Raw genomic sequence first — 17,948 nt, 5'->3', positions numbered from 1 at the left:
GGGACTGCCCCTAGTGGTGGAAACCCGAGGCGTCGTCCTCGCCGAGCGGCACCCTTGCCGGATGTTCCTCGAGATGCTCGAGTGCCGCCTTCATATCGCCGATCAGAAGCTCTGAGAGGTCGCGGCTCACGCCATTGCGCACGAGGATGCGCTGGATCGCCTGATCATCGCACTTCGGCGGCAGGGTGTAGGCCGGCACCTGCCAGCCCCGGGCGCGCAGCCGATCCGCCAGATCAAACAGCGTGAAGCCGGGATCGGTTCCGTCCTTCAGCTTCCAGGAGACCGCGGGGATGCCGCGGGAGCGATCGCCGTCGTAGATGATCTCGAAAGGTCCCATCGCCGCGATCTCGCCGGCGAGATAGGCGGCCGTGTCATAGCAGGCGCCGTGCACGCGCTCATAGCCGTCGCGGCCCAGGCGCACGAAATTGTAGTACTGGCAGACGATCTGGCCGCCGGGCCGGGAGAAATTGAGGGCGATATCCTTCATGTCGCCGCCCAGATAGTTGACCCAGAAGACCATGTTTTCGGGCAGATCGCTCTGCTCGCGCCAGAGCACCCAACCGACGCCGAGCGGCGCCAGGCCGAATTTGTGCCCCGAGGCGTTGATCGAGCGCACCCGCGGGAGGCGGAAGTCCCACTCGAGGTCCGGGGCGCAGAACGGGGCCAGAAAACCCCCGCTCGCCCCATCCACATGAATCGGGATGTCGAGGCCGGTGTCCCGCTCGAGCTGATCGAGGGCGTCACTGATCGCCTTGACCGGCTCGAATTCACCGGTGAACGTGACCCCCAGGGTGGGCACCACACCGATGGTGTTCTCGTCGCAGTACTTCAGCGCCTCCTCCGGGGTCATCAGCAGGCGTCCCGGCTCCATGGGAATCTCGCGATGCTCGATGTCCCAGTAGCGGGTGAACTTATGCCAGCAGACCTGGACCGGCCCGGTGACGAGGTTGGGTTTGTCCGTGCTCAGCCCCTGAGCCTTGCGCTTCGCCTCCCAGCGGCGTTTCATCGCGAGCCCGCCCAGCATCGCGGCCTCGCTGGAGCCGGTGGTCGAGCATCCGGTGGCCGGCCCGGCCGGCGCATTCCATAGGTCGGCCAGCATGCGCACGCAGCGCGCCTCGATTTCCGCCGTCTGTGGATATTCGTCCTTGTCGACCATGTTCTTGTCGATGCAGACGTCCATGAGCTCGTGGATTTCCGGCTCCTCCCAGGTCTGACAGAAGGTCGCGAGGTTCTGCCGGGCATTGCCGTCCAGTAGCAGTTCGTCGCGGATCGCCGCGCTCACCGCCCGCGGGTTGGCCGCGTCAGCGGGGAATTGCGATTTCTCAAGTGCCAGAGAGAGCGTATGGGAGGCGTAGAGCTCGTCGGTGGTGCTATCGGCGCAATCCGTCATGGGATGATCCCTGTTCAGTCAGACATGGGCGGTTCACAAGGCACAAAGTATTGCTTGTGCGCGGCTGCGATTCAATCGAAGCGCGCGACAGGCCATCGCTCGCGCCCGCTGGTCGTGAGCGGTCTGGATGCCGCCACAGTGGATCCGGGTGTCGACGCTACGCTACCGTTTCTCTTTCATCTAGCAGGAGGCTTTCAGAGGATGGCATTCACCACCGAGAAGTATCCCGGCGTGGTCGCTGACACCCCCGCCGCAACGCGAGGCTTCACTCTCAACCATAGTATGGTGCGAGTTAAGGATCCCGAGCGCTCACTGGCGTTCTACACGGGCGTGCTGGGTATGCGGGTGCTGCGCCGGCTGGACTTCGAGGAGCTGGGTTTCTCTCTATATTTCCTCCAACCGCCCGGCGAGGCGGGAGCCCCCCCGGCGGAGACCGGTGAGCGCACGGTATGGACGTTCTCGCAGAGCGGGCTTCTCGAGCTCACGCATAACTGGGGCAGCGAAGATGACCCTGATGTCCAGTACCACAACGGGAATGATGCACCCCAAGGGTATGGTCACATCTGTATCGCCGTACCGGATCTGGATGCAGCGATGAAATGGTTTGATGATCAGGGTGTTGATTTCATAAAGCGCCCTGAGCAGGGCAAGCTGCCGGATGTCGCGTTCATCCGTGATCCCGATGGATACTGGATCGAAGTTATCGAACCTGCGCGTCTGCCGGATCTGGGCCGGTGAGGCGTCCTATGGAGTGATCACCGTTCGCGCGGGCTATTGCCTGCGCGGACACCTTCTTCGGTCGGGTTGCAGTGCACGGACTGCGTCGGGGACGTGGTGCCGAGGAGAGGACTTGAACCTCCACGGGGTTTCCCCCACTAGCACCTGAAGCTAGCGCGTCTACCAATTCCGCCACCTCGGCTTTGCTGATCGACGGGACCCCGTCGACAGCGGCGCTGAGAATACTGTCGCACCCCGTTGCTGTCAAATGCCGGTCATTTGCGCGTAGGCACCGCGCGGCGCATGCCGTATCCTTCGCCCATGTCAAAACGCAAGACCGAAACCGCCGACCCCGGCCGGGATCCGTACCTGGATCGGGAGCGTGAGAAATACGAGTCCCCGGTGCCCAGCCGGGAGTACATCATCGATCAACTCGAGAACCAGGCCCGTCCGTTGTCGCGCAAGGAACTGGCCGAGCTGTTCGGCCTCGATGACGAAGACGCCCTGGAGGGGCTGCGACGCCGGCTCAAGGCGATGGAGCGCGACGGGCAGTTGGTCCGCAACCGCCGTAACGGCTACGTCGTCGTCGACAATGAAGAGCTTGTGCGGGGCCGGATCCGCGCCTCGGCCGACGGCTCGGGTATGGTGCATCCCGATCGGCCCGGCCCCAACGTCTACCTTGCGCCACGCGAGATGCGTCGCCTGCTCAACGGGGATCGCGTCGTGGTCCGGCTCACCGGCGATGACGAGCAGGGCCGGCCCGGCGGCGAAGTCGTCGAAATCATCGAGCACGCCAACCAGGAGATCGCCGGGCGCTATTACGAGGAAAGCGGCATCGGCTTTGTGGTGCCGAACAACAAGCGCCTGCATCAGGATCTGATCATTCCGGCCGCCGATCGTAACGGCGCGAAGCATGGCGAGCTGGTCACCGCCGAGGTGGTCAATCAGCCTTCACAGCGCCGCCAGCCCATCGGTCGCATCATCGAGGTGTTCGGCACGCAGATCGCGCCGGGCGACGAGGTGGCCGTGGCCGCCCGGACCCATGGCATTCCGGTGGAATGGCCGGATGAGGTGCTGCGCGACAGTGAGCGTTTCGGTGATCAGGTTCCGGAGGAGAACAAGGCCGGCCGCCGTGACCTGCGCGAACTGCCACTGGTCACCATTGATGGTGCCGATGCGCGGGATTTCGACGATGCGGTGTACTGCGAACCGACCAAGAGTGGCTGGAAGCTGATCGTGGCCATCGCGGATGTCGCCACGTATGTCACGACGGACTCGGCGCTGGATACCGAGGCCGCCGAGCGCGGCAACTCCGTGTACTTCCCGCGCAATGTCGTGCCCATGCTGCCGGAGACACTCTCCAACGGGCTGTGCTCGCTCAATCCCGAGGTCGATCGGCTCTGCATGGTCTGCGAGATGCAGATCAATCCCGAGGGGCAACTGACGCGCTCGCGCTTCTACGAAGGGGTGATGAACTCTTCGGCGCGGCTCACCTATGAGGATGTGGATGCGATCCATAATCACCGCGATCCGTCCCTGCGCCGTCAGCATAAGGGGCTGCTCAAGCACATCGAGCACCTCTACGAAGTGTTCCATGCCATGCGAGGGGACCGGGAACAGCGCGGCGCGCTCGATTTCGATACCACCGAATCGGTGATCGAATTCGACAATTCGGGGCAAGTCGCCGATGTGCACCCCGCCGAGCGCACAGATGCCCATCGGCTGATCGAGGAGTGCATGGTCAAGGCCAATGTGGCCACCGCGCGCTTCCTCCGCCGCCATCGCATCCCGGCGCTCTATCGCGTGCATGAGCCGCCGGCCGAGGAACGCCTGAAGAACCTGCGCGAATTCCTCGCGCAGACCGGCCTCAAGCTGGGTGGGGGCGATGAGCCGACGCCCAAGGACTATGCCGGGCTCATCGAGCAGATCCGCAAGCGACCCGACCGGCACCTGATCGAGACCATCATGCTGCGCTCGATGATGGCCGCCGAGTACCGGCCGGATAACGCCGGCCACTTCGGCCTGGCCCTCGATGCCTATGCGCATTTCACCTCGCCGATCCGCCGCTATCCGGATCTGATCGTCCACCGGGCGATCAAGCATGTGCTCTCGAAGCAGCCCATCGAGGCGTTTCAGTACACCGAGGATCAACTGGTCACCGTCGGCGAGCACTGCTCGATGACGGACCGCCGGGCCGAAGAGGCGACCCGCGACGCCACCATGACGCTCAAGTGCCGCTTCATGGCCGCCCGCCTCGGTGAGGAGTTCACTGGCGTGATCAGTGGTGTGACGTCGTTCGGTCTGTTCGTCGAACTGGATGACCTGTTCGTGGACGGGCTCATTCACATCACCAATCTCGAGCAGGACTTCTTCCATTTCGACGCCATCGGCCATCGCCTCGTCGGCGAGCGCACCGGGAAGGAATACCGGCTGACCGACCGCATTCGCGTGCGCCTCGCGCAGGTCAATGTCGATGACGGCAAGATTGACTTTGACCCGGTTGCCCATCCGCTGGGGCCGGACGGCGAGCCGCTGCCGCAGCCGGAGCGCAGCGAGCGCCCGGATCGCGGCAAGCGCAAGGAGCGCAGTCGCAAGGGCGGCTCCCGGAGCCGTCGGCGCCGGCGATGAGCCGGACCACGCTGATCGGCGGGCTGCACGCCGTGCAGTCCGCCCTGCGCTATGACCCGACCCGGGTGACCGAAGTCTGGCTGGACCGCCGCCGACGGGATGCCCGTCTGCAGAAGCTGCGACGCCAGATCGCTGAGCTCGACTGCGCGGTCCATGAGGCCGATGCGCGGACGCTCGATGACAAACTCCCCGAGTTCAATCACCAGGGCGTGGTGCTGGCCTGGCAGGGTCAGGCGCCACGCGGTGATGCCGAGTTGGCCGATCATCTCGACGCTCTGCCGCATGCGCCGCTGTTGCTCGTGCTCGACCAGGTCCAGGATCCGCACAACCTCGGCGCCTGCCTGCGCACGGCCGATGCCGCCGGAGTGGATGCCGTGATCACGCCGCGGGACCGGGCCGCCGGGCTGACGCCGGTCGTCCATCGGGTGGCTGCGGGGGCGGCCGAGGTGGTGCCGCTCTTCCAGATCACCAACCTCGCCCGCTGTCTGCGGAATCTGCGCGATCGCGGGATCTGGTTATTCGGGTTGGCCGAGGAGGGGGCGACGGCGCTGCACGCCGCCGACCTCACCGGGGCGGTGGCGGTGGTCATGGGCGCCGAGGGCAAGGGTCTGCGGCGGCTCACCCGCGCGCATTGCGACACGCTTGTGGCCATCCCCATGGCCGGCCAGGTCGAGAGTCTGAATGTCTCCGTCGCCACGGGTGTCGTCCTGTTCGAGGCGGTGCGACAGCGACAGGCTTTCGCGTAACCGCCCGGTTGAATATACTGGTCGGCTAATCGGCCTCAGGCCGGTTTCTCCTTGCTGCCCGTCATGGCGGGTGGCTTTTACCGGTCAAAACCGGATCAACCGAAAGGAGCCACAATGCGGCACTACGAAATCGTCTTCATGGTCCATCCGGATCAGAGTGATCAGGTCCCGGCCATGATCGAGCGCTATCGCGGCCTGATCGAGGGCAACGGCGGCAGCATCCATCGCCTCGAGGACTGGGGCCGGCGTCAGCTCGCCTACCCGATCAACAAGCTCATCAAGGCACACTACGTGCTCATGAACGTCGAGTGTGAGCCCTCGGATATCGAGGAGCTCGAGTCGATGTTCCGCTTCAATGACGCGGTCATCCGCAACATGGTCCTGGCGCGCAAGGAAGCGGTCACCGAGGCCTCGCCGCTCGCCAAGAGTCAGGAAGAGGAGCGCGAGCGGGAGCGTCCGGCGCGCCGGGAGCGCCCGGAGTCATCGTCGGAGGGTGAGTCCAGCGGGGCGGAGAGTGCCGGCGAGGGCGAGTCCGACAGTGACGCGAAGCCGGCCGACGCCGAGTCCGCGGACAGCGAATCGCAGGCGTGAGCAACCGCGTGGAGCTGACCGGCCGGCTGGTGGATGCCGCCGAGCTGCGTCACTCACCGGCAGGCGTTCCGATCGCGCGGGGGCTGCTCGAGCACGAGTCGACCCAGAGCGAGGCGGGCGCCGAGCGCGCCATCCGCTTTCGCGTCGGCCTGAGCGCGGCGGGCAGCCCGCTCGCCGAGACGCTCCGGGGGCTCGCCATTGGCGAACCGGTCCGCGTCGCCGGTCACATGCGCCGGTCGCGGCAGCGCACACCCGAAACCGATCCGATCATCATCAGCGTCAGTCGCCTCGAGCGGCTGACAGAGACCGAATAGAGGAATAACGACATGGCCCGTTTCTTCCGTCGCCGCAAGTATTGCCGTTTCACTGCCGAGGGCGTGAAGGAGATCGACTACAAGGATCTCAACACCCTGCGCCAGTACATCACCGAGACTGGCAAGATCGTGCCGAGCCGCATCACCGGCACCCGTGCGAAGTATCAGCGTCAGCTCTCCACCGCCGTCAAGCGGGCGCGCTATCTGGCGCTGCTGCCCTATACCGACAGCCACTAGGCGACTGGCAGGCAGTCACGGCAGCGCGGCATGCAAGCATTCCTTGCCTTTGTCATGCGGACCCGGTTGGGCGCCATCGGTGTGGTGGCGCTCGGGGCACTGCTGCCGCTGCTGTTCTGGGTCAGTGGCGGAGCGCTCGCGCTGATCACCCTGCGGCGCGGACTCGCCGAGGGCGCCATCGTGCTGGCGGGTGCCACGGCGGTGCTGGTGCCGATCTACGCCGGCCTGCTGGGGGCGCCCATGGCGGTGCTGCAGCCGCTGGCGCTGGTCTGGCTGCCGGTGATGGCGCTGGCACAGATCCTGCGCTCGACGGTGTCGCTGGCAACCACCCTGCAGTTGGGCACCTTGCTGGCAGCGGCCGGCGTGCTGGCCTTCTACGGGCTGCATGGTGATCCGGCGGCGTTCTGGGAAGGGACGCTGCAGGCCATCGCCTCGGCACTGACCGATGGGCGGCCGGGGCCGGAGTGGAGCCAGGCTGCCGCCCAGCTCGCGCCACGCCTCACCGGGTTGTGGGTGACCAATCTGCTGGCGGTCGCCTTCCTCTGCCTTCTATTAGGACGGTGGTGGCAGGCGGTGCTGTACAATCCGGGCGGGTTCCGCAGCGAGTTCCACGGTCTGCGCTTTGCCCGCTGGTTCGCTGGCCTGGGTGTCGCCGCCGTGCTGGCGGGCATGTTCGGGCCGCCGGGGCTGGTCGCGGATGTCGGCCTGGTGATCGGCGCGGTGTTCCTGCTGCAGGCGCTGGCGGTGGCCCATGCCCTGGTCGCCGCGCGGGGTTGGCATGTGGGCTGGTTGGTCGGTTTCTATCTGATCCTCCCGCTCCTGCTGCGTCCGGTGGCGCTGCTGGGACTGGCTGACACGTTCGTGGATTTTCGGGCGCGCTTCGCGCCCGCGGCGTAATATCGAAAAAGACTTTGAGTCGGGGTTAAACACAATGGAAGTCATTCTGCTGGAGAAAGTCGCCAATCTGGGTGGCCTGGGCGACACGGTGCGAGTGCGCGCCGGTTATGGCCGCAACTATCTGATCCCCCAGGGCAAGGCAAAGCCGGCGACGGCTGAGAACGTGGCCTACTTCGAGGCCCAGCGGGCCGAACTCGAGCGCAAGGCCGCCGAGGAATTCGCAGCGGCCGAGGCGCGTGCCGAGAAACTCAACGCCCTTGAAGTCACGATCACGGCCAATGCCGGTGAGGAGGGCAAGCTCTTCGGCTCGGTGGGTCCGCAGGACGTGGCCGAGGCCATCACGGCAGCGGGCATCGAGGTGGGTCGCCACGAGGTGCGCATGCCCGAGGGGCCGATCCGCGCGGTGGGCGAGTACTCCGTGGAGCTGCACCTGCACGCCGACGTCAATGCCACGGTGAGCGTCAACGTCACCGGCGAATCCTGAGGCGACTGCATCCGGCATGGCTGAAGCCCGCAACCCCTCACCGGCGGAGGCGCTCAAGGTGCCTCCGCACTCGATCGAGGCGGAGCAGGCGGTACTCGGCGGGCTCATGCTGGACAACAATGCCTGGGATCAGATCGCGGACCGGGTCGGCGAGGGCGATTTCTATCGCCGTGATCACCGGCTGATCTTCCGCGCCCTCGAGTCCCTGGCCGAGTCCGGCCGTCCCATGGATGCGGTCACCCTCTCGGAGTGGCTCAAGTCCAACGATGAGCTTGAGAACGCCGGGGGGCTCGGCTACCTCGGGCTGCTGGCGCGGGACACCCCCAGCGCCGCCAATATCCGGGCCTATGCCGACATCGTCCGCGAACAGTCGGTTCTCAGGCAGCTCATCGAGGCCGGCACCGAGGTCACCAACGCCGGCTTCAACCCCGAGGGTCAGACCTCCGCGGATCTGCTCGACAGTGCCGAGAGGCTGATCTTCCAGATCGCCGAGCAGTCGGGCCGCAACCGCCGCGGTTTCGTGGGGGTGCGCGATGTGCTCCCGGATGTGGTGGATCGCATCGACACCCTCTACCACCAGGACAGCGATGTCACTGGCCTGGCAACGGGGTTCACGGATCTCGACCGGATGACCTCCGGTCTGCAGAACGGGGATCTGGTGATCGTTGCCGGTCGGCCCTCCATGGGCAAGACCACTTTCGCCATGAACATCGCCGAGGCGGCAGCACTGCAGAAGGGGCCGCCCACGGCGGTGTTCAGCATGGAGATGCCCGCCGACTCCCTTGCCATGCGCATGCTCTCGTCGCTGGGTCGGGTGGAGCTGCAGAAGATCCGCTCCGGTCGCCTCAGCGATGACGACTGGCCGCGCCTCACCAGCACCATGAATCTGCTCTCGCAGGCCAATCTGTTCATCGACGACACGCCGGGGCTCACGCCGACCGAGATGCGGGCCCGCTGTCGGCGCCTGAAGCGCGAGCATGGGCTGGGGCTGGTCATGGTGGACTACCTGCAGCTCATGCAGTTGCCGGGTTTCAAGGAAAACCGGGCTGCCGAGATCTCCGAGATCTCCCGCGCCCTCAAGGGCATGGCCAAGGAGCTGGGGGTGCCGGTGATGGTGCTCTCGCAGCTCAACCGCAGCCTGGAGCAGCGGCCGAACAAGCGCCCGATCATGTCGGATCTTCGTGAGTGTGTGACGGGCGATACGCGTGTCATGCTAGCAGATGGCTCGCGGAGGCCAATTGAATCCCTGGTCGGTCAGCAGCCCGAGGTGCTCACGATCGATCATCGGGGCACGCTTGCTACGGCCCGCTCCGATCTCGTCTGGGAGGTCGGGCGGCGTCGTGTTTTCCGTATCAATCTGGCCAGCGGCCGCTCGATAAGGTGTACGTCCGAGCATAGGCTCCGAACCCTGTGGGGATGGCGGCGGGTAGAGGAGATTCGTTTCGGTGACCGCCTCGGAGTCGCCCGACATCTTCCGGAGTCGTCCGCCACAAAGCGCTGGTCTGAACATGCGCTCATCCTGTTGGGCCACCTGGTCGGTGACGGCAGTTATGTAAAGAACCAGCCGCTCCGATATACCACCGCGAGTGAAGAGAATAGCCAGGCGGTCCGTCAGGCTGCGGAGGCAATGGGTTCGGTAGTGAAGCGCCGGGAGGGGCGTGGTAACTGGCATCAGCTACTCATTAGCGGGAACGGCAACCGCTGGCATCCGGCGGGCGTCGGTAAGTGGTTAAAGGAATTAGGTGTTTTCGGACAGAGATCCCGGGAAAAGACCCTGCCCGAGGAGGTGTTCCAGCTTTCTGCCGACCAGATGGCACTCTTTGTCCGGCACCTTTGGGCAACCGATGGGAGCATAACGGTTGCCCGTAATGGTCGTGTTCGCATCTACTTCGCGACCGCGAGCCAGCAACTGGCAAGGGATGTCGCGGATTTACTGCTCAAATTTGGGATTTTCGCCCGCGTCCGGCATGTCAAGCATCCGCAGAGCGAGGGCTGGTTTACGGTTGACGTGTCCGGGGCCAAGGACCAGCTCGTCTTCCTGGATCGAATCGGGGCCTTCGGAAGCCAGGCCGGTCAGATCGACGAGATACGCGCGAATCTTCAGGCGGCTCGCATCAATACGAACGTTGATACGCTACCCCGCGAAGTGTTTGACACTATTCGGGAGCGCATGCTCGAGAGCGGCATCAGTCATCGCGGTATGGCGAAGCTTCGGGGGACGGCATATGGGGGCAGTGCGCATTTCTCCTTCTCACCATCAAGAGAGACGGTGAGGGGGTATGCTGACCTGCTCGGCGATGAAGTTCTTCGTGGTGTCGCCTCTGATGATCTTTTCTGGGACCGCGTCGTGTCCATCGAGGACGCTGGCGAAGAGACGGTCTATGACCTTACGGTCCCGGAGACGGAATGTTGGCTGGCGAACGGTATTGTCAGTCACAACTCGGGCGCGATTGAGCAGGATGCAGACGTCATCGTATTCATCTACCGCGACGAGGTGTACAACGAGGAGAGTCCTGATACGGGGACGGCCGAGATCATCATCGGCAAGCAGCGTAACGGGCCCGTCGGCACGGTACGCTTGACGTTCCTCGGCCAGTACACGCGCTTCGAGAACTTCATTGCGGATTCCGGTTACGGGGGCGGAGGCTGGCAGTGAGCCGATTGGCCCGGGCGACGGTGGATCTCGACGCCCTCCGGCATAACCTGTCCGTGGCCCGACGCCGGGCACCCCGATCCAACCTCATGGCGGTCCTCAAGGCCGATGCCTATGGGCACGGCCTGCTGCCGGTGGCCCACGAGCTGGCCGACTCCGCCGACGCCTTTGCCGTGAGCTGCCTCGAGGAGGCGCTGCCGCTTCGACTGGCGGGGCTTGGGCATCGCATTGTCCTGCTCGAGGGCTTTTTCGATGCCGATGAGCTTGGAACCTTTGCGGCGCGGCGGCTGGACGCGGTCATTCATCAGCCCTGGCAGATCGAGGCGCTGGCCCAGGCGGACATCACCGCCCCGATCGACTGCTGGCTGAAGGTGGACACGGGCATGGGGCGCCTGGGCTTTCTGCCCAGGGACGCACCGGCGGCATTGGATCGGCTCCGTCGTCTCCCGGGCGTGGGTGCGGTGCGCTGGATGACTCACCTTGCCAGTGCCGATGAGCCCGACAGCCCGGTGACCGAGGCGCAGCTCGGGCGTTTCGGCGCTTTGGCCGGGTCTTCTGCCGTGACTGCCGAGGCGACGGCGGCCAATTCCGCGGCCACGCTCCACGGGCGCGAGGCCCATGCCGACTGGGTGCGCCCGGGCATCATGCTCTATGGGGCATCGCCATTTGCGGATGCGCGGATTCATCCGCGGCTGCGTCCGGTGATGACGCTGGAGGCCGCGCTGATTTCCGTCAAACGGCTTCCCGCCGGACACGGCGTCGGCTATGGGGCCCGATTCGTCTGCCCCGAGGCTATGCCGGTGGGGGTCGTCTCCATCGGCTATGGTGACGGCTACCCGCGGCAGGCGCCGGATGGGACGCCGGTGCACGTCAACGGCCAGCGCTGTCCGGTGATCGGCAAGGTGTCCATGGACATGGTCTGCATTGATCTGCGCAATGCACCGCAGGCGCGGGTCGGGGATACTGTCACGCTCTGGGGCGGAGCGCCGCTTGCCACCGAGATCGCCGGTCACTGCGGCACCATCAGTTACGAGCTTTTCTGCCAGCTCACGCCCCGCCTGCAGCGTGTCTATCGTCGTGGAGGCGATCATGGCCAAGGCTAGCGTCAAGACCCGTTACGTCTGCACCGCCTGTGGCGGAGTCTCCATGCAGTGGGCGGGGCAGTGCCCGGAATGCGGTGAGTGGAACACCCTTGAAGAGCAGGTCCAGGCGGCGCCACCGGCGGGTGGGCGCGGGTCGACCCGGGGCGGCGCGCACTACGCCGGCGACAGCGGCATCAAGCGTCTTTCGGAAGTCCCGCGTGATCAGGAAACGCGTTTTCCCACCGGGATTGGTGAGTTTGACCGGGTGCTCGGCGGTGGACTGGTCGCCGGCGGGGTGATCCTGCTCGGTGGCGATCCGGGTATCGGAAAATCGACGCTGTTACTGGAGGCCGTGGCGCAGATTGCCGGTCGGCACGGCGCACTGTATGTCACCGGCGAGGAGTCGCTGCGCCAGGTGGGTATGCGTGCCGAGCGCCTGGGGGTGGAGGGCGACGGACTCCGGCTGCTGGCCGAAACCCGGGTCGAGACCATCATTGAGCTCGCCGCCCGGGAGCGCCCGGAGGTGCTGGTGGTGGACTCCATCCAGACCATTCACAGTGATTCGCTGGGCTCCGCGCCGGGCGGGGTTGCGCAGGTACGGGAATCCGCCGCCCAGCTTGTGCAGTTCGCCAAGCGGACCGGCACCGTGCTGTTCCTGGTCGGCCATGTCACCAAGGAAGGGCAACTGGCCGGGCCGCGGGTGCTTGAGCACATGGTCGATACGGTGCTCTATTTCGAGAGCGACTCCGGCAGTCGCTACCGGTTGCTGCGCGCGGTCAAGAATCGCTTTGGCGCGGCCAACGAACTGGGCGTGTTCGCCATGCTTGACACCGGGCTCAAGGAGGTGAAAAACCCCTCGGCGATATTCCTCTCGCGCCACGAGCAGCCGGTACCCGGCAGCGCCATTCTGGTGACGCGGGAGGGGACCCGGCCCTTGCTGCTGGAGCTCCAGGCGCTGGTGGCGGAGAGCCCGCTGTCCAATCCCCGCCGCCTGGCGGTGGGCCTGGATGGTAATCGCCTGGGCATGTTGCTGGCGGTGCTCCAGCGCCATGCCGGCGTGAGTACTTACGGAGAGGATGTGTTCGTGAACATTGTCGGTGGCGTGCGCATTGGCGAGACCGCCAGCGATCTGCCGGCGCTGCTCGCGGTGAGCTCCAGCCTGCGCGACCGACCCATTCCCCAGGATTGGGTGATCTTCGGCGAGGTCGGTCTGGCCGGCGAGATTCGCCCGGTTCCGAATGGCCCCGATCGCCTCGCGGAGGCGGCCCGCCATGGCTTCCGGCGGGCGCTTGTGCCGGCCAAGAACTGCCCGTCGCCGGGGGACAGGCCCAAGGGGCTGGACGTCATGGTGGTGGAGCGCCTGGATGCCGCGCTCGAGATCATCCGCGAAGCCGATTAATCCGCCAGCGCCCGGGCCGCCTGCAGGGTGTTCTCGAGCAGGGTCGCGCGGGTCAGCGGCCCGACACCACCCGGCACCGGCGTGATCCAGGCCGCTCGCTCAGCGGCGCCGGCATAATCGACATCGCCTACCAGGCGGCCGTCTTCCTGGCGGTTGATGCCCACATCGATCACCGTCGCGCCGGATTTGATCCAGTCACCGGGGATGAAGGCGGTTCGACCGACGGCGGCCACCAGGATGTCAGCCCGTTCCACCTCCGCGCGCAGATCCTTCGTGCGGCTATGGCAGATGGTGACGGTGCATCGCGCATTGAGCAGCTCCAGCGCCATGGGCCGGCCGACGATATTCGACTGGCCGATGACCACGGCATGGGCGCCGGCCAGTTCCAGTCCGGTGCGATGCAGCAGTGTCATCACCCCATGGGGCGTGCAGGAGCGCAGACCCGGCAGGCGAAGGACGAGTCGGCCGACATTCTGCGGATGGAAGCCATCCACGTCCTTGGCAGGATCGATGCGCTCGATCACGGCCTGCTCGTCGATATGATCCGGCAGCGGTAGCTGGACCAGGATGCCGTGGGTCTCGGGGCTGGCATTGAGCCGGTCGATGAGGGCGAGCAGCTCGTCCTGGGTGGTCTGCACCGGCAGATCGTAGTCCTGGGAGACAAAGCCCACTTCGGCGCAGTCGCGCCGTTTCATGCGTACATAGACCGAAGAGGCCGCGTTGTCACCGACCAGCACAACAGCAAGCCCGGGCGCGGCGCGGCCCGCCGCCACCCGTTCCGCCACCTCGCCACGGATGGTCTCGCGGATATCCGCGGCGATCGCCTTGCCGTCGATGATGCTTGCGCTCATTGCCCCCTCGCTCCCGTCATCCGTCATGATCCCGACGCGGATTGATTGTACAATCCATGGAGACGCGCCCGTAGCTCAACCGGATAGAGCATCGGCCTTCTAAGCCGAGGGTTGCAGGTTCAAGTCCTGCCGGGCGCGCCATTCATCGGCCGCGCCTCAGGCGGTGGCGCTGGCCCGCTCGAGCGGCCGCTTGAGCAGTCTCTCGATGCCCTTCAGCAGCTTGGCCTCATCGGGTGCCACCAGCGAGATCGCCTCGCCGCTGTTGCCGGCCCGGCCCGTGCGGCCGATGCGATGGACGTAATCCTCGGCGACGTGGGGCAGGTCATAGTTGACCACATGAGGAAGCTGGTCGATGTCGAGCCCGCGGGCGGCGATATCGGTGGCCACCAGTACGCGGACCTTACCCTGCTTGAAGCCCTCCAGCGCCCGGGTGCGTGCCGACTGACTCTTGTTGCCATGAATGGCGGCGGCGGTGAGCCCGTCGCGGTCAAGCTGGCGGCTGAGGTTGTTGGCCCCGTGCTTGGTGCGGGTGAAGACCAGCACCTGCTGCCAGTCGCCCTCGCGAATGAGTCGGCTCAACAACGGGCGCTTTTCGGCCTTGTCGAGCCGGTAGACGCGCTGGTCGACGGTGTCGGCCGCGCTGTTGCGCGGTGCGACGTCGATTTCCACGGGATGCCTGAGCATGCCCGAGGCAAGCCGGCGGATTTCCTTGGAGAAGGTGGCCGAGAATAAAAGCGTCTGGCGCTCGGCCGGGAGCTGCTTCATCAGGCGACGGATATCGTGGATGAAGCCCATGTCGAGCATCCGGTCGGCCTCGTCGAGGACAACACTCTCCACCCGGTCCAGGCGGACATTGTCGCGCTGCAGATGATCCAGCAGTCGTCCGGGGGTGGCGATGAGGATATCAACGCCCTTGCGCAGCCGATCGATCTGCGGCTGCATACCCACGCCACCGAATATGACCGCTGCCCGCAGTGGCAGATGGTTGCCGTACTGCTTGACACTGTCGTGGATCTGGGCGGCCAGCTCGCGGGTTGGCGCGATGACCAGCAGGCGCACCGGACGGCGTTTGCCCTCGGGCTGGCGAGCGGCGAGGCGCTCGAGCAGTGGCAGCGTGAAAGCCGCGGTCTTGCCGGTTCCCGTCTGCGCGGCGGCGAGCAGGTCGCTGCCTTTCAGCACGACGGGAATGGCCTGTTCCTGTATCGGGGTAGGGGTGGTGTAGCCCGAGGCCCGGACGGCGTCGAGCAGCTCGGCACGAAGGCCGAATTGATCAAATGTCATGTAAGCGTTACTCCTTGCGCTGGGCGGAGTATACGCGCATTGACCAGGAAGGGGGCGCTGAGTATTATTCCGCTTCTCTCTGCGGCGCGCCGCGGGAGCGCCTGCAATCGAGGCGGGGTGTAGCGCAGTCTGGCAGCGCGCCTGCTTTGGGAGCAGGATGTCGGGGGTTCAAATCCCTCCACCCCGACCAGCTTGCTGGCAGGGACTGTGACAATGGTGGGCGTAGCTCAGTTGGTAGAGCTCCGGATTGTGGCTCCGGTGGTCGTGGGTTCAAGTCCCATCGCTCACCCCATCCTTTCGATGGGCCGTTAGCTCAATTGGTAGAGCAGCTGACTCTTAATCAGTAGGTTCGGGGTTCGAGTCCCTGACGGCCCACCATCTCCCCATACGAAGAACCCGAAGCGGTCGCCCGCTCCGGGCCCGGTTCCGTCGCCTGATTGCCAGGCCTTACTGGCGGATGCCCTCGACCTCGAGCTCGAGATAGACGGTCTCGCTGGCGGGGCCCAGGTTGTAGTCGATGCCGTAGTCGGCCAGCGCGAATTCCGTCTCGCCGCTGAATCCCACGCGGTAGCCGCCCCAGGGATCCTCTCCCTCGCCGATCTTCTCGACATCGATGCTGATCGGGCGGGTGACGCCATGCAGGGTGAACTCACCCTCCAGCGTTGCCGTTCCGTCGCCGTTGGGGACGTAGTCGGTGCTCACGAAGCTCGCCTCGGGATACTGTTCGACATCCAGGAAGTCCGCACTGCGGAGGTGCTTGTCGCGCTCGGCATGGTTGGAGTCGATGCTGGCGGTGTCGATGTTCACGACGATTTCCGAGTCGCCGGGATTGGCCGCGTCATACTGGAACTCGCCGCTGAAGTCGTTGAACCGCCCCTTCAGCCAGCTATAGCCCAGATGGCTGATGCGGAACTGAATGGAGGCATGGGCGCCGTCGGTATCGATGACATAGTCTGCGGCGACGGCCTGGCCGGTCGCGGCCATACCGGTGAGTGCGATGCCGGCGATCGCCGGGCGGAGTGCGCGAGGGATGTTCATGGGTTGGTCTCCTTTGCGGGTTTGAGCATGCGGGACAGCGTACTGTCCCGGTCGATGAAGTGATGTTTGAGCGCGCCCAGAGCGTGCACGCTAGGCTACCCCTGCCGATTCATCTAATGCATGGTTTATATTAGCACTATGCACGAAGTGAATTTGCGCACCCTCGATCTCAATCTGCTGGTGGTCCTCCAGGCGCTGCTGGAGGCACGGCATGTGAGTCACGCCGCGGAGCGGCTGAACATGAGCCAGCCGGCGGTTAGCCGTGCCCTCGGGCGCTTACGGGAGATGTTCGGCGACGCCCTGCTGGTGCGGAGTCCGTCCGGCCTGGTGCTGACCGAACGGGCGCGTGACCTGCAGCAGCCGCTGGCCGATGCGCTGACGGGCATCTCACGACTGGTGGCCGAACCGGGATTTGATCCGACCACGGCGACGACACCGGTCCGGCTCGGTTGTCTGGACCTGGAAGCGGCCATTTATCTGGCGCCTGCGGTGGAGCGTCTGCGCCGGGCGGCACCCGGCATGCCGGTGGAAATCCACTCCCATCCCGATGACTACTTCGGCCTGCTCGCCGAGGGCCGGCTGCATCTGGCCATCAGTGCGCTCGAGCCGCGGCAGCGCCAGGCGGAGTTCCACCGACGGGTCATCGATACCATCTGGTCGGAGTGTCTGATGAGCCGGGATAACCCGCTGGCTAGCGGTCCAATGACGCTCGATCGGTATCTCCGCGCCCGGCATGGTGTCGTGGCCATCACCGGCAAGGGCCCGGCGATCATGGATCAGCGCCTCGAGGCCATGGGTCGGAACCGGCGCGTGGTGTTGCGCCTCTCGAGCTTCTTCAATGTGCCCGATTCCTGTGTGGGTACGGATGTGGTGTTCTCGCTGCCGCACCGAATTGCGTCGCGGTTGGCCCGGGATTCCCTGCTGGTTACACGCCCGCTGCCCGAGGCACTACAATCGGCCGGCTTCCCCATGTATCTCTACTGGCATAGCCGCCATCATGGGGATCCGATGCACCAGTGGCTGCGCCGCCTCGTGATGAATGGCGCCGCCGATATGGCCAGCGATCCGGAGAAAGAGCATGAGCGACTCGGAGGATCTCAAGCGACACCGTGATGCCTGGGTCTATCGCGGAGGCGAGCGTCCCGACTTCGCAGTCGAGCCGGGGCCGGGCAAGGAGTCGGTCTGGGACTACCCGCGGCCACCGGCCTACGTGCGTGACGACCGAACGGTGCGCATTGCCGTCGGTGAAACCCTGATCGCCGCCAGCGATCACAGCATCCGGGCGCTCGAGACCGGCAGCCCGCCGGCCTTTTACCTGCCGCCGGAGGCGGTGGACCATTCCCGGCTGCGGCCATCCAGCCATCGCACCTTCTGCGAATGGAAGGGCGAGGCGGAGTATTTCGACGTCGTCACCGATACCGGCATCATTGAGGCGCCCATCTGGCGGTATCCGGCGCCGCTTGCCGGCGCGGAGACGATCGCGGGGTGGTTCTCCGCCTACCCCGAGAAGCTCGACTGCCGGGTCGGCGATGAACCGGTCCAATCCCAGTCCGGTCGATACTATGGTGGCTGGGTGACCCAGGAGCTGGTCGGCCCGTGGAAGGGAGAACCTGGCACCTCACACTGGTAGATCCTCACGC

At 65.5% G+C, this 17,948-nt stretch carries 17 protein-coding genes and 5 tRNA genes; 17 read left to right on the top strand and 5 right to left on the bottom strand.

Annotation, left to right across the window (positions count from 1 at the left end; translation table 11 throughout):
- Nucleotides 1–10 precede the first annotated feature (10 nt).
- Nucleotides 11–1,390: a glutamate decarboxylase gene (locus V6X30_RS05710; protein ID WP_367983661.1), complete on the bottom strand. Its 1,380-nt coding sequence runs from the start codon at nucleotides 1,388–1,390 to the stop codon at nucleotides 11–13.
- 201 nt (nucleotides 1,391–1,591) lie between these two features.
- Here V6X30_RS05710 and gloA point away from each other — a divergent pair, with 201 nt between their 5' ends.
- On the top strand, nucleotides 1,592–2,128 hold the full coding sequence (gloA, locus tag V6X30_RS05705; RefSeq protein ID WP_367983660.1) for a lactoylglutathione lyase: 537 nt from the start codon (nucleotides 1,592–1,594) through the stop codon (nucleotides 2,126–2,128).
- 94 nt (nucleotides 2,129–2,222) lie between these two features.
- Here gloA and V6X30_RS05700 read toward each other — a convergent pair.
- Nucleotides 2,223–2,309 (bottom strand) — tRNA-Leu (locus tag V6X30_RS05700).
- Nucleotides 2,310–2,428: 119 nt separating this feature from the next.
- Here V6X30_RS05700 and rnr point away from each other — a divergent pair.
- From rnr to radA, 10 genes are all read left to right on the top strand, one after another.
- Nucleotides 2,429–4,735 carry a ribonuclease R gene (gene rnr, locus V6X30_RS05695; RefSeq protein ID WP_367983659.1) on the top strand — a complete coding sequence of 769 codons (2,307 nt, stop codon included), beginning with the start codon at nucleotides 2,429–2,431 and terminating at the stop codon, nucleotides 4,733–4,735.
- A complete protein-coding gene (gene rlmB, locus V6X30_RS05690; RefSeq protein ID WP_367983658.1) occupies nucleotides 4,732–5,481 on the top strand; it encodes a 23S rRNA (guanosine(2251)-2'-O)-methyltransferase RlmB in 750 nt (249 codons plus the stop codon). Before rnr ends, rlmB begins: the two co-directional genes overlap by 4 nt.
- Before the next feature lie 114 nt (nucleotides 5,482–5,595).
- Nucleotides 5,596–6,072: a 30S ribosomal protein S6 gene (gene rpsF, locus V6X30_RS05685; protein ID WP_367983657.1), complete on the top strand. Its 477-nt coding sequence runs from the start codon at nucleotides 5,596–5,598 to the stop codon at nucleotides 6,070–6,072.
- On the top strand, nucleotides 6,069–6,386 hold the full coding sequence (gene priB, locus V6X30_RS05680) for a primosomal replication protein N (protein WP_367983656.1): 318 nt from the start codon (nucleotides 6,069–6,071) through the stop codon (nucleotides 6,384–6,386). Before rpsF ends, priB begins: the two co-directional genes overlap by 4 nt.
- Nucleotides 6,387–6,398: 12 nt before the next feature.
- Entirely contained in the window at nucleotides 6,399–6,623 is a 225-nt protein-coding gene (gene rpsR / locus V6X30_RS05675; RefSeq protein WP_110883152.1) for a 30S ribosomal protein S18, read from the top strand.
- 30 nt (nucleotides 6,624–6,653) lie between these two features.
- Nucleotides 6,654–7,520, top strand: coding sequence for a hypothetical protein (locus tag V6X30_RS05670; RefSeq protein ID WP_367983655.1), 867 nt, complete (start codon nucleotides 6,654–6,656; stop codon nucleotides 7,518–7,520).
- A 34-nt stretch (nucleotides 7,521–7,554) separates the two neighbouring features.
- The gene (gene rplI / locus V6X30_RS05665) at nucleotides 7,555–8,004 is read left to right on the top strand and encodes a 50S ribosomal protein L9 (RefSeq protein ID WP_367983654.1); all 450 of its coding nucleotides are present in this window, start codon (nucleotides 7,555–7,557) and stop codon (nucleotides 8,002–8,004) included.
- A gap of 16 nt (nucleotides 8,005–8,020) precedes the next feature.
- The gene (locus tag V6X30_RS05660) at nucleotides 8,021–10,660 is read left to right on the top strand and encodes a replicative DNA helicase (protein WP_367983653.1); all 2,640 of its coding nucleotides are present in this window, start codon (nucleotides 8,021–8,023) and stop codon (nucleotides 10,658–10,660) included.
- Complete coding sequence (gene alr / locus V6X30_RS05655) at nucleotides 10,657–11,760, top strand: alanine racemase (protein WP_367983652.1); 1,104 nt, start codon at nucleotides 10,657–10,659, stop codon at nucleotides 11,758–11,760. Before V6X30_RS05660 ends, alr begins: the two co-directional genes overlap by 4 nt.
- Entirely contained in the window at nucleotides 11,747–13,138 is a 1,392-nt protein-coding gene (gene radA, locus V6X30_RS05650) for a DNA repair protein RadA (RefSeq protein WP_367983651.1), read from the top strand. Before alr ends, radA begins: the two co-directional genes overlap by 14 nt.
- Here radA and folD read toward each other — a convergent pair.
- Nucleotides 13,135–13,989 carry a bifunctional methylenetetrahydrofolate dehydrogenase/methenyltetrahydrofolate cyclohydrolase FolD gene (folD, locus tag V6X30_RS05645; protein ID WP_367983650.1) on the bottom strand — a complete coding sequence of 285 codons (855 nt, stop codon included), beginning with the start codon at nucleotides 13,987–13,989 and terminating at the stop codon, nucleotides 13,135–13,137. The genes radA and folD overlap by 4 nt on opposite strands.
- Nucleotides 13,990–14,053: 64 nt before the next feature.
- Here folD and V6X30_RS05640 point away from each other — a divergent pair.
- Nucleotides 14,054–14,130: transfer RNA gene (locus V6X30_RS05640), tRNA-Arg, on the top strand.
- A 15-nt stretch (nucleotides 14,131–14,145) separates the two neighbouring features.
- Here the strand turns inward: V6X30_RS05640 and V6X30_RS05635 are convergent.
- Entirely contained in the window at nucleotides 14,146–15,270 is a 1,125-nt protein-coding gene (locus V6X30_RS05635) for a DEAD/DEAH box helicase (protein WP_367983649.1), read from the bottom strand.
- A 113-nt stretch (nucleotides 15,271–15,383) separates the two neighbouring features.
- Here V6X30_RS05635 and V6X30_RS05630 point away from each other — a divergent pair.
- From V6X30_RS05630 to V6X30_RS05620, 3 genes are all read left to right on the top strand, one after another.
- Nucleotides 15,384–15,460, top strand: a tRNA-Pro gene (locus tag V6X30_RS05630).
- 26 nt (nucleotides 15,461–15,486) lie between these two features.
- Nucleotides 15,487–15,562, top strand: a tRNA-His gene (locus tag V6X30_RS05625).
- A gap of 10 nt (nucleotides 15,563–15,572) precedes the next feature.
- Nucleotides 15,573–15,648, top strand: a tRNA-Lys gene (locus V6X30_RS05620).
- A 69-nt stretch (nucleotides 15,649–15,717) separates the two neighbouring features.
- Here the strand turns inward: V6X30_RS05620 and V6X30_RS05615 are convergent.
- Nucleotides 15,718–16,308: a YceI family protein gene (locus V6X30_RS05615; RefSeq protein ID WP_408022357.1), complete on the bottom strand. Its 591-nt coding sequence runs from the start codon at nucleotides 16,306–16,308 to the stop codon at nucleotides 15,718–15,720.
- Between the two features lie 138 nt (nucleotides 16,309–16,446).
- Between V6X30_RS05615 and V6X30_RS05610 the strand changes: the two genes are divergently transcribed.
- On the top strand, nucleotides 16,447–17,421 hold the full coding sequence (locus tag V6X30_RS05610) for a LysR family transcriptional regulator (protein ID WP_367983648.1): 975 nt from the start codon (nucleotides 16,447–16,449) through the stop codon (nucleotides 17,419–17,421).
- Nucleotides 17,387–17,938, top strand: a complete 552-nt coding sequence (locus V6X30_RS05605; protein WP_367983647.1) for a DUF427 domain-containing protein — start codon at nucleotides 17,387–17,389, stop codon at nucleotides 17,936–17,938. Before V6X30_RS05610 ends, V6X30_RS05605 begins: the two co-directional genes overlap by 35 nt.
- Nucleotides 17,939–17,948: the final 10 nt, after the last annotated feature.

The sequence above is a fragment of the Spiribacter sp. 1M189 genome (genome assembly GCF_040838345.1).
Lineage (GTDB): Bacteria > Pseudomonadota > Gammaproteobacteria > Nitrococcales > Nitrococcaceae > Spiribacter > Spiribacter insolitus.
The sequence above is the reverse complement of the archived record's forward strand: the minus strand, read 5'-3'. Positions and strand labels throughout refer to the sequence as shown.

Excerpts from the sequence above, each read along its gene's own strand:
- V6X30_RS05710 (WP_367983661.1), bottom strand. The coding sequence starts at position 1,390 with ATGACGGATTGCGCCGATAGCACCACCGACGAGCTCTACGCCTCCCAT.
- gloA (WP_367983660.1), top strand. The coding sequence starts at position 1,592 with ATGGCATTCACCACCGAGAAGTATCCCGGCGTGGTCGCTGACACCCCC.
- rnr (WP_367983659.1), top strand. The coding sequence starts at position 2,429 with ATGTCAAAACGCAAGACCGAAACCGCCGACCCCGGCCGGGATCCGTAC.
- rlmB (WP_367983658.1), top strand. The coding sequence starts at position 4,732 with ATGAGCCGGACCACGCTGATCGGCGGGCTGCACGCCGTGCAGTCCGCC.
- rpsF (WP_367983657.1), top strand. The coding sequence starts at position 5,596 with ATGCGGCACTACGAAATCGTCTTCATGGTCCATCCGGATCAGAGTGAT.
- rpsR (WP_110883152.1), top strand. The coding sequence starts at position 6,399 with ATGGCCCGTTTCTTCCGTCGCCGCAAGTATTGCCGTTTCACTGCCGAG.
- V6X30_RS05670 (WP_367983655.1), top strand. The coding sequence starts at position 6,654 with ATGCAAGCATTCCTTGCCTTTGTCATGCGGACCCGGTTGGGCGCCATC.
- rplI (WP_367983654.1), top strand. The coding sequence starts at position 7,555 with ATGGAAGTCATTCTGCTGGAGAAAGTCGCCAATCTGGGTGGCCTGGGC.
- V6X30_RS05660 (WP_367983653.1), top strand. The coding sequence starts at position 8,021 with ATGGCTGAAGCCCGCAACCCCTCACCGGCGGAGGCGCTCAAGGTGCCT.
- radA (WP_367983651.1), top strand. The coding sequence starts at position 11,747 with ATGGCCAAGGCTAGCGTCAAGACCCGTTACGTCTGCACCGCCTGTGGC.
- folD (WP_367983650.1), bottom strand. The coding sequence starts at position 13,989 with ATGAGCGCAAGCATCATCGACGGCAAGGCGATCGCCGCGGATATCCGC.
- V6X30_RS05635 (WP_367983649.1), bottom strand. The coding sequence starts at position 15,270 with ATGACATTTGATCAATTCGGCCTTCGTGCCGAGCTGCTCGACGCCGTC.
- V6X30_RS05615 (WP_408022357.1), bottom strand. The coding sequence starts at position 16,308 with ATGAACATCCCTCGCGCACTCCGCCCGGCGATCGCCGGCATCGCACTC.
- V6X30_RS05610 (WP_367983648.1), top strand. The coding sequence starts at position 16,447 with ATGCACGAAGTGAATTTGCGCACCCTCGATCTCAATCTGCTGGTGGTC.
- V6X30_RS05605 (WP_367983647.1), top strand. The coding sequence starts at position 17,387 with ATGAGCGACTCGGAGGATCTCAAGCGACACCGTGATGCCTGGGTCTAT.